General features: G+C 60.6%; 13 protein-coding genes. 1 reads left to right on the top strand and 12 read right to left on the bottom strand.

Features of this window, described 5'->3' with window-relative positions:
• Positions 1-70: 70 nt before the first annotated feature.
• The 4 genes from ftsA to aqpZ form a co-directional block, all read right to left on the bottom strand.
• Positions 71-1,402 carry a cell division protein FtsA gene (ftsA, locus tag FHT29_RS23530; protein ID WP_037202716.1) on the bottom strand — a complete coding sequence of 444 codons (1,332 nt, stop codon included), beginning with the start codon at positions 1,400-1,402 and terminating at the stop codon, positions 71-73.
• Positions 1,399-2,307 carry a cell division protein FtsQ/DivIB gene (locus tag FHT29_RS23525; RefSeq protein ID WP_208865007.1) on the bottom strand — a complete coding sequence of 303 codons (909 nt, stop codon included), beginning with the start codon at positions 2,305-2,307 and terminating at the stop codon, positions 1,399-1,401. Before FHT29_RS23525 ends, ftsA begins: the two co-directional genes overlap by 4 nt.
• Before the next feature lie 11 nt (positions 2,308-2,318).
• Positions 2,319-3,245: a D-alanine--D-alanine ligase gene (locus tag FHT29_RS23520; protein ID WP_047558077.1), complete on the bottom strand. Its 927-nt coding sequence runs from the start codon at positions 3,243-3,245 to the stop codon at positions 2,319-2,321.
• A 300-nt stretch (positions 3,246-3,545) separates the two neighbouring features.
• Positions 3,546-4,232, bottom strand: coding sequence for an aquaporin Z (aqpZ, locus tag FHT29_RS23515; RefSeq protein ID WP_047558078.1), 687 nt, complete (start codon positions 4,230-4,232; stop codon positions 3,546-3,548).
• Between the two features lie 256 nt (positions 4,233-4,488).
• On the opposite strand from aqpZ, the gene FHT29_RS23510 reads away from it, so the two are divergent.
• Positions 4,489-5,820 carry an MFS transporter gene (locus FHT29_RS23510; protein ID WP_037202724.1) on the top strand — a complete coding sequence of 444 codons (1,332 nt, stop codon included), beginning with the start codon at positions 4,489-4,491 and terminating at the stop codon, positions 5,818-5,820.
• Positions 5,821-5,910: 90 nt separating this feature from the next.
• On the opposite strand, the gene murB is transcribed toward FHT29_RS23510, so the two are convergent.
• The 8 genes from murB to FHT29_RS23470 all read right to left on the bottom strand — a co-directional run bounded on the left by murB (position 5,911) and on the right by FHT29_RS23470 (position 16,226).
• A complete protein-coding gene (gene murB / locus FHT29_RS23505) occupies positions 5,911-6,885 on the bottom strand; it encodes a UDP-N-acetylmuramate dehydrogenase (RefSeq protein WP_047558081.1) in 975 nt (324 codons plus the stop codon).
• A complete protein-coding gene (murC, locus tag FHT29_RS23500; protein WP_037202727.1) occupies positions 6,882-8,297 on the bottom strand; it encodes a UDP-N-acetylmuramate--L-alanine ligase in 1,416 nt (471 codons plus the stop codon). Before murC ends, murB begins: the two co-directional genes overlap by 4 nt.
• Positions 8,294-9,418 (bottom strand): undecaprenyldiphospho-muramoylpentapeptide beta-N-acetylglucosaminyltransferase, encoded by a 1,125-nt coding sequence (gene murG / locus FHT29_RS23495; RefSeq protein ID WP_037202728.1) that lies wholly within the window; start codon positions 9,416-9,418, stop codon positions 8,294-8,296. Before murG ends, murC begins: the two co-directional genes overlap by 4 nt.
• Positions 9,419-9,596: 178 nt before the next feature.
• The gene (ftsW, locus tag FHT29_RS23490) at positions 9,597-10,751 is read right to left on the bottom strand and encodes a putative lipid II flippase FtsW (protein ID WP_037202730.1); all 1,155 of its coding nucleotides are present in this window, start codon (positions 10,749-10,751) and stop codon (positions 9,597-9,599) included.
• A gap of 1 nt (position 10,752) precedes the next feature.
• Positions 10,753-12,165 (bottom strand): UDP-N-acetylmuramoyl-L-alanine--D-glutamate ligase, encoded by a 1,413-nt coding sequence (gene murD, locus FHT29_RS23485; protein WP_047558083.1) that lies wholly within the window; start codon positions 12,163-12,165, stop codon positions 10,753-10,755.
• A 7-nt stretch (positions 12,166-12,172) separates the two neighbouring features.
• Positions 12,173-13,294, bottom strand: a complete 1,122-nt coding sequence (gene mraY, locus FHT29_RS23480; protein ID WP_037202734.1) for a phospho-N-acetylmuramoyl-pentapeptide-transferase — start codon at positions 13,292-13,294, stop codon at positions 12,173-12,175.
• A gap of 11 nt (positions 13,295-13,305) precedes the next feature.
• Positions 13,306-14,766: a UDP-N-acetylmuramoylalanyl-D-glutamyl-2,6-diaminopimelate--D-alanyl-D-alanine ligase gene (locus FHT29_RS23475; protein ID WP_037202736.1), complete on the bottom strand. Its 1,461-nt coding sequence runs from the start codon at positions 14,764-14,766 to the stop codon at positions 13,306-13,308.
• Complete coding sequence (locus FHT29_RS23470) at positions 14,763-16,226, bottom strand: UDP-N-acetylmuramoyl-L-alanyl-D-glutamate--2,6-diaminopimelate ligase (protein ID WP_047558085.1); 1,464 nt, start codon at positions 16,224-16,226, stop codon at positions 14,763-14,765. The genes FHT29_RS23475 and FHT29_RS23470 overlap by 4 nt, the downstream gene beginning before the upstream one ends.
• Positions 16,227-16,247 lie beyond the last annotated feature (21 nt).

Genomic DNA, 16,247 nt, shown 5'->3' with positions numbered 1-16,247 from the left:
CACGCCGGCCAATTCACTCGATTTCACTTGCCTGACGCCTACCCCGGAAAGATTTGCCGGGATCAGGCATTCAAAAACTCTCTTTCAGCCATTGGCCGACACGGCCGATCCGGCTGTTGTTACCTCCAAGCGACGAGAGCAAGCCGCTGCTCGGCGCATGTGTCTCCATGTCCGCAACCTGCGGATAGATCATCAGGCCCACCGCCGTCGAAAAAGCCGGCCCCTTGGCCGCGGTCGGCAGGCCGGACACGCCCATGGGGCGGCCGATGCGGACATTGCGGGCAAGAACGCGGCGCGCCACATCCGGCAGGCCGGTCAACTGGCTGGCACCGCCGGTCAGGACGACGCGTTTGCCGACGATCGGGCTGAAGCCCGAGCGCTGAATGCGATCGCGGATCAGCTCGAGGGTTTCCTCGATGCGGGCCTTGACGATGCGCGACACCAGAGCCTTCGGCACCTGTGTCGGCTGATCGCGCTCATCCTCGCCGATCGGCGGAATGGAAATCAGCTCGCGCTCATCCGAGGAGTTCGCCAGCGCGGAGGCATGCACCACCTTCAGCCGCTCGGCATCCTCGATGCGGGTCGAAAGGCCGCGGGCAAGATCTGTGGTCACATGATGGCCGCCAAGGCTGACGGCATCGGTATGCACCAGCTTGCCTTCGGCAAAGACCGAGATCGTCGTCGTGCCGCCACCCATATCGATTGCGGCGCAACCGAGCTCGACTTCGTCATCGACGAGAGCGGCAAGGCCGCTGGCATAAGGAGTTGCCACCATGCCCTCGACCGACAGATGCGCACGATTGATGCAGAGCTCGAGATTGCGGAGCGCCGCACGCTCGGCCGTCACGACATGCATGTCGACACCCAGCACATCGCCGAACATCGCCAGCGGATCGCGAATGCCGCGCTCGCCATCGAGGGAATAACCGGTCGCCAGCGAATGCAGGACGGCACGCTCCTGGCGGATCGACTGCTGGCAGGCCGCGGCCAACACTTTCTTGAGATCGTTGCTTTCGACTTCCTGACCGCCCAGATCGATCGTCGCGGTATAGATATCGCTGCCGAGGCGTCCGGCGGAAACATTGACGATCAGGCTATCGACGGTAAGGCCCGCCATGCGCTCAGCCGCATCGACGGAGAGCCGGACCACGCTTTCCAGCGCATCGAGATCTGCGATCACGCCGGTCTTGATGCCGCGGGAGCGCTGATGGCCGATGCCGATGATCTCGATATTATGCGTGCGGTTCGGGAGAACCTGGCTCTCCTCGCGCGGTGTCAGCCGGCCGATCATGCAGACGACCTTCGTCGAGCCGATATCGAGGACCGATACGATATGCGACCGCTTCGAGGACAGCGGCTTCAACCGAGGCAGGCCAAAATGGGACGAACCGAACAAGCTCATGTATCCTGCCCTGCTTTCTTCAAAGCCTTGTTTCTGGCGTCGACAGCAGCTTCACGGCGAACCGCTGCGTCTGGGGTCAATTCAATGGCGGTACGATCGCCGAGACGGAGATCAACGGCGGCGATGTCGCGCTGCAGAAGGTTCTGATCCTTGTCGAGCTTGGTCAGCCGGGCGAGCGCGCCATCGATATTGTCTTCCGGCAATTTGATGATTACGCCGTTGTCGAGATAGAGATCCCACCGGCGACCGGCGACGCGTACAAACGCCCTCACATGGTCGCGAATATCCTGCCACTTGGCGAATTCGTCATCGATGGAAGCGGCTGCCGTTTCAGCATCGCGGCCGACGAAGAGCGGCAGCTTTGCGAACTTGTTGTCGCGCAGTGGTGCGATCACGCTGCCGTCCTTCTGGATCAGCGAAAGCTCGGAGCCATGCTGCCAGATGGCATAGGCCTTGCGCTCCGTCAGCTTCACCTCGACAGTTCTGGGATAGACCTTGCGGACCTCGACGCTCTGCACCCAGGGCAGATTGGCGATCTTCTGGCGAGCCGCATCCGCATTGAGAGCGACCAGCGACGTCGTACCGTCGAGACCGAGCAGCTGCAGGATCTCGATTTCCGACGTTTCGTCGTTGCCCGAAACTTTCACGTCCTCGATGGCGAAACCGGCAGCCGACGTCGTCGCCTCGGCGACAGCCTGGCTGTGCCCGCCGATCGACATGCCGTAAAGACCCGTCACAGCCAGGAGTACAAGGGTGGAAACCGTGCCCGTATGAGCTGGAATGTTAACGCGGCCCGAGCCGAGACTGACCAGGAAGCGTACGGTGCGGCGCATCGGGCGCGGCAGCACGAACGTATCCTCGACATCGTCGATGGCGAGCGGGACGCGATGACGGGACCGCCTCATATTTTTGACCGTCAGCGCAAACAAGACGCGTCCTCCACCATCCACCGGAGAAATTCACCAAAAGCGTAGCCGGCGTGAGCGGCCATTTCGGGCACCAATGAGGTAGGCGTCATGCCCGGCTGAGTATTGATCTCCAGCCAAACAAGTTCACCCTCTTCGGAAAAGCGATCGTCAAAACGGAAGTCAGACCGACTGACGCCACGGCAGCCGATAGCTTCATGCGCCCTTAACGATAATGTTTGTATGTTTTGGTAAAGATTTGGTGAAATTTCCGCCGGAAGCACATGTTTTGATCCACCATGGGCGTACTTGGCGTCATAATCATAGAAACTGTGACCCAGCGGCACGATCTCGGTGACGCCGAGAACCTTGTCGCCCATCACCCCGCACGTCAGCTCGCGACCCGGAATATAACGTTCGACCAGCACTTCATCGCCATAGCGCCACTCCGAAGACGTGATGATCTGCGGCGGATGCGCCTGATCCTCCTTGACGATGACGACGCCGAAGCTTGACCCTTCGCGCACAGGCTTGACGACATAGGGCGGCTTCATCGGATGCTCGCCGACAATGCCGAAGCGATCCATGACGATCGAACTGGCAACGGGAATGCCGGCCGCTGCGGCAACCGTCTTTGCGCGGGATTTGTCCATCGCGAGAGCGGAGGCGAGCACCCCGGAATGCGTGTATGGGATCTGCAGATATTCAAGAATACCCTGAATGGTGCCGTCCTCACCGAAAGGACCGTGCAGCGCGTTGAAGACCACGTCGGGCTTCATTTCGGCCAGGCGGCTGGCGACGTCGCGATCCACGTCGATGCGGGTAACCTCAAATCCTTCGGCTTCGAGGGCATCAGCGCATGCCTTTCCCGAGGAAAGGCTGACCGGCCTTTCCGAGGAAAATCCGCCCAAAAGGACAGCCACATGCTTGCCACCCATCAATACCCCCAGTGTTTACAGTCTCTTCTCTGCGTTCGCTCGACCTCGCCTACAGCGATTCTCGCCCCGCTTTCCATGGTCCGATTAGAACGACATTAAGGTTAATGAAGCGTTTACTTTCGTTAACTTTCGGTCGCCCTGCCGATGGTCGGTTTTCTCGAATCAAATCGGTCTAAAGAATTCTGCCATTGGAATCAGAGAGTTGCTACTTTTGAATGTCGACATTTAGATTTTTTTAAACAAAGAGGCCCGCATCGAGGGGTCCGATGCGGGCCTGAAAATCTTAAACCGACGCTGATCTCATTCGTTGTCGTCGACCAATTTCCAGACGAGTCCCCCTAACGCGCCACCCACGATCGGCGCCACCCAGAACAGCCAAAGCTGCTGCAACGCCCAACCGCCGACGAACAGGGCCTGCCCTGTCGAACGGGCCGGATTGACCGAGGTATTGGTGATCGGGATCGAAATGAGGTGGATCAGCGTCAGCGAAAGGCCGATCGCGATCGGCGCGAAGCCGGCCGGCACCTTGCTGCTCGTCGAACCGAGAATCACAACCAGGAAGAACAAGGTCAACACGATCTCGGCGACCAGTGCCGATAGCAGGGGGTAGCCACCCGGCGAATGTTCTCCGTAGCCGTTTGCCGCAAAGCCGCCGAGCTGGAAGTCGGCCTTGCCGCTCGCGATCAGATAGAGCACGGCCGCCGCCACGACCGCGCCGACAACCTGCGCGACAATATAAGGAATGAGCTGCCCGGCGGGGAAACGACCGGCAACCGTCAGACCAACCGAAACGGCTGGGTTGAAATGGCCGCCCGAGATACCGCCGACCGCATAGGCCATGGTAAGCACCGTCAAACCAAACGCAAAAGCAACACCTAGAAAACCGATACCGAGGCTCGGAAATGCCGCGGCGAAGATTGCACTGCCGCAGCCGCCGAATACGAGCCAGAACGTCCCAAGAAACTCAGCAATGAGTTTTTTCTGCATTAACCCTTCTCCTGTGCCCGCAACCGAAGCGAAAGTCAGCCATTTTTAGAAAAAGATCCCGGGAAGGACTCGCCGAAGACACGCCCACTCAGTGGCCAACATTCGCTCAGTTGCTCGCGAATCAACCATTACGGTTAAACAATAGCATGCAACCGGTGATTTCTTGTTCATTTAGCGTTTGCGTCGAATAAAAATTACGCTAAGGACACCTTTTACTCGCTAAGGTAACCTTAGCGTCATCTAAAATGGTGGGACCATGACTGACGCGATAACTCCTTTATCGCCGACCCCCTCGTCATCGAACAATGCTGTTGCGAATTCCCCGGCACGTGTTCTGATCGCGAGCCTCATCGGCACAACGATCGAATTCTTCGATTTCTACGTCTATGCAACGGCGGCGGTTATCGTCTTCCCGAAGCTGTTTTTCCCTGCAAGCGATCCGACCTCGGCGACGCTGCAATCCTTCGCGACCTTCTCCATCGCCTTCTTCGCGCGCCCGATCGGCGCGATGATCTTCGGCCACTTTGGTGACCGAATCGGCCGAAAGGCGACGCTCGTCGCGGCATTGATGACCATGGGCCTCTCGACCGTAGTGATCGGTCTGCTTCCGACCTATGAATCAATCGGCGTTGCGGCTCCGCTCCTGCTGGCACTTTGCCGTCTTGGCCAAGGCCTTGGTCTCGGGGGCGAATGGGGCGGCGCGGTGTTGCTCGCCACGGAGAACGCGCCGGAAGGCAAGCGCAGCTGGTACGCCATGTTCCCGCAGCTCGGCGCCCCCATCGGCTTCATCCTTTCGGCAGGTCTCTTCCTGACCCTCCGCGAAAGCATGACGGATGCCGACTTCCTGAGCCATGGCTGGCGTATCCCCTTCCTGATCAGCCTCGTATTGGTCGCAGTCGGCCTCTATGTCCGACTGAAAATCACCGAAACACCGGAATTCCGCCGCGCCATCGAAAAGGAAGAGCGCGTTTCCGTTCCGATCGCTGTCATCTTCCGCTCGCACCTCCGCAGCCTCTTTCTCGGCACGATCATCGCGGTCGCGACCTTCGTGCTGTTCTATCTGATGACTGCATTTACCTTGAGCTGGGGCACCAGACCGGCGGGCACTGGACCGCTGCCGGCAGGTCTCGGCTATTCGCAAGGCCAGTTCCTCGTCGTTCAGCTCGTTGGCGTCGTCTTCTTCGGCCTGATGATTCCGATCTCCGGCCTGCTCTCGGACCGCTATTCGCGCCGGCTGGTTCTGGTGCTCACGACCATCGGCATCTTGATCTTCGGCCTGTTCTATTCGTCGCTGCTGACCGCCGGCCTTGCGGGCGCCTTCGCCTGCTCGATCATCGGCCTGGCGCTGATGGGCTTCACCTACGGTCCGATCGGAGCGGCATTGGCTGCCCCCTTCCCGACCGCCGTGCGTTATACCGGTGCCTCGATGACCTTCAATCTCGGCGGCATCGTCGGTGCATCGCTCGCTCCCTATATCGCCACCTGGCTCGCAACGAACTACGGCCTGGTCTACGTCGGCTACTACTTGACGGCCGCGGCAGCGCTCTCGCTGATCGGCATCGTCCTGTCGGGCAACGACGAAATCTGAGGATATTGCGATAACCAACTGAAAAGGCCGGGTGAAAACCCGGCCTTTTCAGTTGAATCAATTTGTGAGCTACAGACGGATCAGAATACCCTACTCCGTCGTGACGCCCTGGAACGGACGAACTTCCCGGCCGGGCATGAAGCTGCCGAGGCGCTTGATTTCCCATTCCAGCTTGACGCCGGACTTCTCGAAAACCTCGCGGCGAACCTGCTCGCCCAGATATTCGAGATCGTAACCGGTTGCCTGCTCCATGTTGATCATGAAATTGCAGTGCAGCGACGACATTTGCGCGCCGCCGATGACAAGACCGCGGCAACCGGCCTCATCGATCAATTTCCAGGCGGAAAAACCATCCGGATTCTTGAAGGTCGACCCGCCGGTCTTCTCCCGAATCGGCTGCACGGTTTCGCGATGCGCCCGCACGGCATCCATCTCTGCGCGGATCTTGGCCTTGTCCTCGGGATAGCCCTCGAACAGAACATGGGTGAAGATCAGATCTTCCGAAGCGTCGGAATGTCGATAGCTATAGCCCATCTCGGCATTGGTCAGCACATGCTTCTCGCCCTTGCGGTCGACCGCGTGCACCTGGACGACGCGTTCGCGTGTCTCGACGCCGTTAGCGCCGGCATTCATCCGCGCCGCGCCGCCGATAGTGCCCGGTATGCCGTAGTAGAAATGGAAACCGCCAATGCTGTTGTCCATCGCCATGGCCGCGACGTGCTTGTCCGGGCATGCGGCGCCCGCCTGGATGCGGTTATCGCCCTGGAGTTCGACAGAGCCGAAGCCCTTGGCCGAAAGCCGCAGGACAATGCCCGGGATGCCGCCATCGCGCACCAATATGTTCGAACCCACGCCGACCACCGTCAGCGGCACTTCTTCTGGCAGGATCTTCAGGAACGCAATGAGATCGTCCGTGTCGTGCGGCTGGAACATCAGCTCCGCCAACCCGCCGGCGCGGAACCACGTCACACGATCCATCGGCGCATCCGGCGTCAACCGACCCCTGATGTCCTTTACACCGTCGCCGAGCGACGCCAGAAGCTTTTCCCCATTTACCTGTTTCATGCGGACTTACCCGAGAGGCCTTCCAATTCCTTTGGCAATGATGCTGCCCAATACGTAATGCTGCCAGCCCCCAACAAAACCACAAAATCACCCGGTCGCGCAATCTCCGCAACCATGGCGGCAAGATCTTCCTGCGATGGCAGATAGCGCGCGTCGCGATGGCCACCAGCCTTGATGCGCGAAACCAGCGTCTGCGAATCTACGCCTTCGATCGGATCCTCGCCGGCGGCATAGACGGGTGCCAGGAAAATGCTGTCGGCATCGTTGAAGCAGGCGGCGAATTCCTCGAAGAGGCTCGACAGACGCGTATAGCGGTGTGGCTGGTGGACAGCGATGACACGGCCATTGCAGGCTTCGCGCGCGGCCTTCAGCACCGCCTTGATTTCGACAGGGTGATGGCCGTAATCGTCGAAGACCTTGATCCCGTTCCATTCGCCGGTCAGCGTGAAGCGGCGCTTGACGCCGCCGAAAGACGCCAGACCCTTGGCGATCGCCTCGCTGGAGATGCCGAGCCGGTTGGCAACGGCAACCGCCGCCGTCGCATTGGAAATATTGTGCCGACCAGGCATCGGCATCACGAGGTCCTTGATGTGGATCACCTTGCCGGTGCGGCGCCTGCGGATTTCGACGTCGAACAGCGACCGCGTGCCGTCGATGCGGACATTTGCAAAGCGCACATCAGCCTGCGGGTTCTCGCCATAGGTGATGATCTTGCGGTCCTCGATTCGACCGACCAGGGACTGGACTTCCGGATGGTCGATGCACATGACGCCGAAGCCGTAGAACGGCACGTTTTCGACGAACTGCCGGAAGGCGGCGCGGACGGCATCGAAATTGCCGTAGTGATCAAGATGCTCCGGGTCGATATTGGTGACCACAGCGACGTCGGCCGGCAACTTCAGGAAGGTGCCGTCCGATTCGTCGGCTTCGACCACCATCCATTCGCCCTCGCCCATGCGCGCATTGGTGCCGTAGGCATTGATGATGCCGCCGTTGATCACGGTCGGATCGAGCCCGCCGGCTTCGAGCAGCGTTGCCACCAGCGACGTGGTCGTGGTCTTGCCATGCGTGCCGCCGATGGCGATGGCATTGCGGAAACGCATCAGCTCGGCAAGCATCTCGGCACGGCGCACCACCGGCAACAGCTTTTCGCGCGCGGCAACGAGTTCCGGATTGCTCTTCTTGATGGCAGTGGAGACAACAACGACTTCGGCATCGCCGAGGTTTTCCGCCTTGTGACCGATATGGACCGGGATGCCCTTGTCGCGCAGCCGCTGCACGTTGGCGCTTTCCGATTGATCGGACCCCTGCACGCGATGACCGAGGTTATGCAACACCTCGGCAATGCCGCTCATGCCGATACCGCCGATCCCGATAAAATGTACAAGGCCGATTGCCTTCGGCAGCTTCATGCGCCTGCCCCCTTGAATTGCTGAATTGAACGTCCCCCGGCAATAGCCTCAACCATGTCGGCGAGCAAGTTTGCCGCATCCGGCTTGCCTGCCTGTTTGGCGGCAGCCGCCATCTTTGCGAGCTTTTCCGGCATCGTCATCGAACCGCGCAGAATGGTCGAAAGCTTCTCCGGCGTAAGCTCGGATTGCGCGATGACCTTGACGCCGCCGGTTGCCGCAAGCGCTGCCGCATTGGCGGCCTGATCATGATCCAGCGCATGCGGATAGGGCACGAGGATCGCCGGGCGGCCGATGACGGCGAGCTCGGATACCGTCGAAGCCCCGGAGCGGCAGAGAACCAGATGCGCCGCACCGATACGCTCGGCCATGTCGGTGAAGAACGGCGCTATATCCGCGCCCATCTCCAGCCTTCTGGTGCAGCTGTTGACCGTCTCCATATCCTCGGGTCGCACCTGCTGTGTAATCCGCAGGCGCTTGCGCAGCGGCTCTTCCAGCAGGCTGATGGCCGTTGGCACCGCCTTTGAGAAATACTGAGCACCCTGACTGCCGCCGAAGACGACCAGGTTGAAAGGATCATCCGGTACAGAAGGCACATAGGGCCGCTTGGCAGCCTCGATGACGGCCGGGCGCACCGGGTTGCCGGTCGTCACCGTCTTTTCCGAAAAGGCGCCGCCATCTTCCACCAGGAAACCGCCCGCGATCGCGCGTACCCGCGTCGCAAGCATCTTGTTGGCACGCCCCATGACCGCATTCTGTTCATGGATCATCGACGGCACACCCATGCGGGTGGCGGCCAGCAGCGGCGGAACGGTCGGGTAGCCGCCGAAGCCGACGACGCAGAGCGGCTTGATTCTATTGATCAGCTTGCGCGCCGCGCGCATGCCCGTCCACAGCGTCAATAAGGCGCCGGCAACCTTCAAGGGATTCTTGGAGCCGATCGTCGCCGAGGGCACGACATGGATCTCATCGGCAGGAAACTTGCCGGCATAGCGTTCGGCGCGGCTGTCGGTGACGAGGTGCACGGAATAGCCGCGCTCCTTCAGCTTATAGGCCAGCGCCTCGGCCGGAAATACGTGACCGCCGGTTCCGCCGGCGGCAAGAAGGATAGTACCTTTACTCATAATCTTCGCTCCCGCGAATACCCCACTACTCGGGGCATATCCCTAATATAGGAAGCCGCCTCGACCGCGTCATCAACGCGGGCCAAGCCTCCCTCATAGACGGCCGCCTCTGGAAAAGCGACCGGAGAATGAGCAAGAGAGAGATGTCGGGGATGGAGCACAGGCAAGTTCAAGACAGTCACTCCGCCGGCAATCCATGCGTCACGCGGAACTGGCTGCGATCCTGCGCCCGCTTTTCCGGGCGGTGACGCGTCAGCGCCAGAATGAAGCCTGCGGTCACGCAGATCGCGGTCATCGATGAACCACCATAGGAAATCAGCGGCAAGGTCATGCCCTTGGCCGGCAGCAGCTGCAGGTTGACGCCGATATTGATGATCGACTGGATACCGATCTGCAGCACCAGGCCGGCAACGGCGAAGCGATTGAAGTCGTTCTTTTCCTTGTAGGCATGGGACAGACCCCGCAGTACCAGGAACGCGAAGATGCAGACGAGCACCATGCAGAAGATGACACCGAACTCTTCGGCGGCCACCGAGAAGATGAAGTCGGTGTGGGCGTCGGGGATGATGCGCTTGACGATGCCTTCGCCCGGGCCGACACCGAACCAGTTGCCGTGAACGATCGCTTCCTTGGCGGTATCGACCTGGAACGTATCACCCTCGCCGGTCATGAATTTATCGACGCGGAGCGCCACGTGGGGAAAGACGTAATAAGCGGCGACGAACCCGCCGGCGCCAAGCCCGCCGAGCACCGAAATCCAGAGCCAGGGCATGCCGGCCATGAAGAACATGCCGCCCCAGACGGCTGTCGTCAGGATCGTCTGACCAAGGTCCGGCTGCGCGACAAGCAGCGCAGCGACAATGCCGAAGAGAATGATGGCGAAGAGATTACCCGGAATTTCCGGCTGGCGCGCATGCTCGGCAAACAGCCAGGCGCAGACGACAACGAAAGCAGGCTTCATGAATTCCGACGGCTGGATCGACAGCGCCGCGATGTTGACCCAGCGTCGCGACCCCTTGACCTCGATGCCGAAGAACAGGGCAAAAAGCATCATTGCCAGCGAGACAACCAGCAGGATGACCGCCGTGCGCCGCACCTGCCGCGGCGTCATGAAGGAAATGCCGATCATCGCCGCGATTGCCGGAACGAGGAACAAGGCGTGGCGTTTGACGAAGTGGAAGGGCTCAAGCCCGATGCGCTCCGCCACCGCCGGCGAGGCCGCGAAGGAAAGCATGAAGCCGATACCGATCAGCAGGATGAATAATGCCAGGAACACACGGTCGATGGTCCAGAACCATTCGGCCAAGGCCCCACGCTCAACGCGGCTTACCATATCATATGCCTCCTGTTGCTGAACCGATCAGCATGGTGACACCCTCGATCGCAGCCACATGACTGACGAAGGCGTCACCCCTGACCTCGAAATTCTTGTATTGATCGAAGCTTGCGCAGGCCGGTGAAAGCATCACCGCTGCGGACTCATGTTCATCCCTGTCCGCATCGGCGGCCGCGTGCGCGACAGCGCGTTCCAGCGTGCCCGATATCTCGTAGGGCACCTGTTCGCCGAGCGTCGCCGCAAAGGCGGGCGCCGCCTCTCCGATCAGATAGGCTTTCGCAATACGCGGAAAGAGCGGCGCCAGGGTCGTGATCCCGCCCTCTTTCGGCAGGCCGCCGGCGATCCAATAGATATTCTCATAGCTCGAAAGCGCCGGCGCCGCGGCATCCGCATTGGTCGCCTTGGAGTCGTTGACGAACACGACCCGGCCGCGCCGTCCGACCGGCTGCATGCGATGCTTGAGGCCGGGAAAGGATTTCAGCCCGGCGCGGATCTCATCGGGAGAAACGCCGACCGCCAGGCATGCGGCGATAGCCGCTGCAGCGTTCTGCGCGTTATGGCCGCCACGCAATGTCTGGATGCCATCGAGATCGGCGATCTCTCTCGTCGCACCGACAGATGCCTGCATGATGCGGCTGCCTTCGGCATAAAGGCCGTCAGCAAGCACGTGCCGACGTGAAATCCGCGTCACCTTGCCCCCGGCCCGCTCGATACGATCGGCGATCAATGAAGAATGACTGTCATCGACGCCAACGACGGCCACGCCGCTTCCGGCGACGAGCCGCTCCTTGATATCGGCATAGTGCTGCATCGTGCCGTGCCGATCGAGATGATCGGGCGTCAGGTTCAGCAGAATGCCGGCCGAGGGATTGAGCGTCGTTGCAAGATCGATCTGGTAGGACGAGCATTCGACGACGTAATAGCGCCCGGCCTTCGGCGGATCGAGCGTGAGGATGGCCGTGCCGATGTTGCCGCCAAGCTGCGTGTCGCGACCGCTCGACTGCAGGATATGGGCGATCAGCGCCGTCGTCGTCGATTTGCCGTTGGTTCCGGTGATGGCGATGAACGGGCAATCCGGCGCGTGCGCCCGGCGCTCGCGGACGAACAGCTCGACATCGCCGATGATCTCGACGCCTGCGGCATGCGCAAGATCAACTGTCCAGTGCGGCTTGGGATGTGTCAGCGGCACGCCGGGCGACAGAACGAAGACCGATAGCCCGTTCCAGTCGATCGTCCTGAGATCGGCGACCGCTATTCCTTCCGCGGCCGCTGTAGCCACGCTGTCCGGATTGTCGTCCCAGGCCGTGACCTCGGCACCGCCGGCAACAAGCGCACGCGCCGTCGCAAAGCCCGAGCCGCCGAGGCCGAACAGGGCGACTTTTTTTCCTTTCAGCGTGGTGACGGGGATCATCGATGCCTCACCGCAGTTTCAGGGTGGAGAGGCCGACCATCGCCAGAATGACCGCGACGATCCAGAAGCGAACCACCACCTGGCTTTCCGTCCAGCCCTTCTTTTCGAAGTGATGGTGGATCGGCGCCATTAGGAAGACGCGGCGCTTGGTCATCTTGAAGAAGCCGACCTGGATGATGACGGAAAGCGCCTCGACGACGAAAAGACCGCCGATGATCGCCATGACGATCTCGTGCTTGGTGGCGACGGCAACCGAACCGATCATGCCGCCCAGCGCCAGCGAGCCGGTATCGCCCATGAAGATGGCCGCCGGCGGCGCGTTGAACCACAGAAAGCCAAGGCCGGCGCCGATGACTGCGCCGAGAACCACCGCCAGTTCGCCCGTACCCGGCACGAAATTGATGGCGAGGTAGTCAGCAAAGACGAAGTTGCCGGCGAGATAGGCGATGACACCGAAGGAAGCCGCCGCGATCATGACCGGTACGATTGCAAGCCCGTCAAGTCCGTCGGTCAGGTTCACGGCATTACCGGCGGCAACGATGACGAAAGCCCCGAAAAACACAAAAAACATGCCGAGATTGAGCAGCAAGCTCTTGAAGAAGGGGAAAGCGATCGACGAACCGAAGGTCGAGCCGGCAGGACCGGAGGACAGTGCCGTGGTCATCATGAAATACACGGCAATGCCTGCAATGACGAATTCGATGCCCAGGCGAGCGCGACCGGAGAAACCCTTGTCGCTCTGCTTCGTCACCTTGAGATAGTCGTCATAAAAGCCGATCGCGCCGAACCCGAGCGTGACAAGCAGCGTGGCGACCACATAGACGTTGGCAAGATCAGCCCACAGCAGAGACGATACGACAATACCGGCAAGGATCATCAATCCGCCCATCGTCGGCGTGCCGGCCTTCTTGAAGTGCGTCTGGGGACCATCGGCGCGAATCGGCTGCCCCTTGCCCTGACGCACGCGCAGGGAGGAGATGATTCGCGGCCCGAAAAGGAAAACGATAAACGCGGACGTAAAGAGGGCGCCACCGGTACGGAACGTGATGTATCTGAACAGATTGAGAAATCTGAAATGTGTACTAAAAAAATGAACGTGGTCCGACAGTTCGGCTAGCCAGATCAGCATAAGAGCCCTTTCTAAAGCCCCTGATGGGCGTGGGTGCCCGTGTCGGAAAATGCGGGAAACTTGTCAAGCAAGCCTGCCACGATCTTTCCAAACCCCATGCCCAGCGACGATTTCACCATCAAGACGTCACCGGGGGCGACAGAATTGAGCGCGAATTCCGAGAGTTCCTCCGTCGTCTCACGATATTCGACATGAACACTTTCCGGCAGCTCATCCCTCAAAGCCGCCATCTCCGGACCCGCCAGCCAGACATGCTCGATACCGGCCGCCAAGAGCGGCCCGGCAAGGTTTGCATGCACTCGCTGGGCGTAATCCCCCATTTCCAACATATCGCCGAGGACGGCGATTCGCCTGCCCGTCCGACTGCCGGCACCCGCATTCGGCGACGTCGTCGCCAGCAGCGCGATAGCCGCGCGCATGGATGCGGGATTGGCATTGTAGCTTTCATCGATCAGCGTGAAGTAGCCGCTGCCGATCGCGCGCTTGTGGCGTTGTCCCCTGCCCTTTTCCGGCCGCAGGTCCGCCAGCGCTTCGACAGCCTTGTCGAGATCTGCCTCTACGAGCATGACAGCGCCGAGCACGGCGAGCGCGTTTTCCGCGATGTGACGGCCCGGCGCGCCGATCGCCACTTCCATCGTCTCACCGCCGATCGTCAGCCATAGCGTCGAATTCTCTTCCGAGGCATTGAATTCGGCGAGACGCACGTCGGCCTTGGCATGCTGGCCGAAGCTGTGCACATGTTCGATACCGGCTGCCAAAGCAGCCTGTTCCAGCATCTCGAACTGATCGTTGTCGTGATTGAGGATGGCGTGACCGCCCGGCACGACACCGTCGAAAATCTCCGCCTTCGCGGCGGCTATTTCCGTGATGCTGTTGAAATTACCGAGATGCGCCGGTGCGATCGTGGTGATGATCGCGACATCCGGCTGCACCATCTTGACGAGCGGCCTGATCTCCTCGGGATGGTTCATGCCGATTTCAAAGACGCCGAAATCGGTGTCTTCGGGCATGCGCGCCAAGGTAAGCGGTACGCCCCAGTGATTGTTGAAGGAGGCGACGGAAGCATGCACCTTGCCCGATGGAGCGAGCGCGCGACGCAGCATTTCCTTCGTTGTGGTCTTGCCGACCGAGCCGGTAACGGCAATGATCTTGGCCTGCGTCCGCTGGCGTGCGGCGACACCCAGGCGGGCGAGCGCTGCCAATACGTCATCCACGACGACCTTCGGCACGGTCAGCCTGCCCATTGCCGGCAGCCGTGCCTCGCTGATCACGATGAATGCCGCACCGTTCGCCATAGCCTGGTTGGCAAAGTCATGACCATCTACGCGATCACCCTTGATGGCGAAAAAAGCCTCGCCGGGCTTGATGGAACGACTGTCGATGGAAATGCCCGTAATGCCTTCGGGCAGCGCTCCGACGAAGCGGCCAGAGATTGCGGCAATCATATCCTCAGTTGTCCAAAGCCAGTTCAAGGTTTCAAATCCTCCAGTGCTTTTCGCAGTTCGGCGTGATCGGAAAAGGGCAGCGTGACGCTGCCGATCGTCTGACCTTCCTCATGCCCCTTGCCGGCAACGATCAGCGTGTCACCGGATTTCAGCATGCCGACCGCCTTGCGGATGGCTTCGGCGCGATCGCCGATCTCGCTGGCGCAGCCAGCCGCCGCCATGATCTCTGCACGAATGGTCGCCGGGTCTTCCGAACGCGGATTGTCGTCAGTGACGATAACGATATCGGCGAGACGGCAGGCGATTTCGCCCATGATCGGCCGCTTGCCGCGATCACGGTCGCCGCCACAACCGAAGACGACGATGACGCGGCCTGTCGTGAATGGGCGCACCGAATTGAGGACGTTTTCCAACGCATCCGGCTTGTGAGCGTAATCGACATAAGCGAGCGCGCCGTCACCCGTATGGCCGACGAGTTCCAGACGGCCCGATGCGCCGACGAGCTTCTCCAGCGCCGCCATGGCGACGGGAGCGGCGACGCCGGTGGAGATGGCAAGGCCGGCAGCCACCAACGCATTGGCGACCTGGAAATCACCGGCCAGCGGAATATGAATCTCGAAAATATCGTCGCCGAAATGAACTTCGGCGGTCTGCTTGTGACGGAAATGCTCGACGCGCTTCAACGCCAGGAAATCACCCTTGCGCCCGACCGTGCGCACATCCTGCCCGGCATCGCGTGCGGCGGATATTGCCTGGGCCGACCATGCATCGTCGGCAAAGATCACGGCCGGCGAACCCTTCGGAAGCAGGTCCCTGAACAGCCGCATCTTGGCGGCCATATAGTCTTCGACCGTCGGATGGTAATCCATGTGATCGCGACCGAGATTGGTGAAGGCGGCGGCAGCAAGCCTGACGCCGTCGAGACGGAACTGATCGAGGCCATGGCTGGAAGCCTCCATGGCCGCATGCGTTACGCCCTCGTCGGCAAGCTCGGTGAGCAACTGGTGCAATGACACCGGGTCCGGTGTCGTCAGCGAGCCGTAGTCGTTGCGCGTCGGCGATATCACGCCAGTGGTGCCGATCATGGCTGCCGGATGGCCGGCATGAGCCCAGATCTGGCGCGTGAAGGAGGCAACCGATGTCTTGCCGGCGGTACCTGTCACGGCGACCATCGTCTCAGGCTGTTTGCCGTAAAAACGTGAAGCGGCGACGGAAAGAAAGCGGCGAGGTTCGGAAACGGTCAGCAGCGGCACGCCGGCGACGGCGTCGCCATGGCCTGCGACAACGACGGACGCGCCACGCGAAACGGCATCGGCGATGAAACTTGTTCCATCCGCCTTTGTGCCGGCGACAGCTACGAAAGCCATGCCTGGTACGACCTTACGGCTATCGGCGGAAAGGCCTGTTATCTCAAGATCGCCAAGTGTCCCGCCGATTTGTCCGTTGAGTTCCGGAAACGCATTTCCGGCGATATCTCGCAAGTTCATCGAATATACTTTTCATTTTTG

Source organism: Rhizobium sp. SG741, from assembly GCF_012275435.1.
GTDB lineage: Bacteria > Pseudomonadota > Alphaproteobacteria > Rhizobiales > Rhizobiaceae > Rhizobium > Rhizobium lusitanum.
Note: the sequence above shows the minus strand (reverse complement) of the source record. Positions and strands in the feature narration are given on the sequence as shown.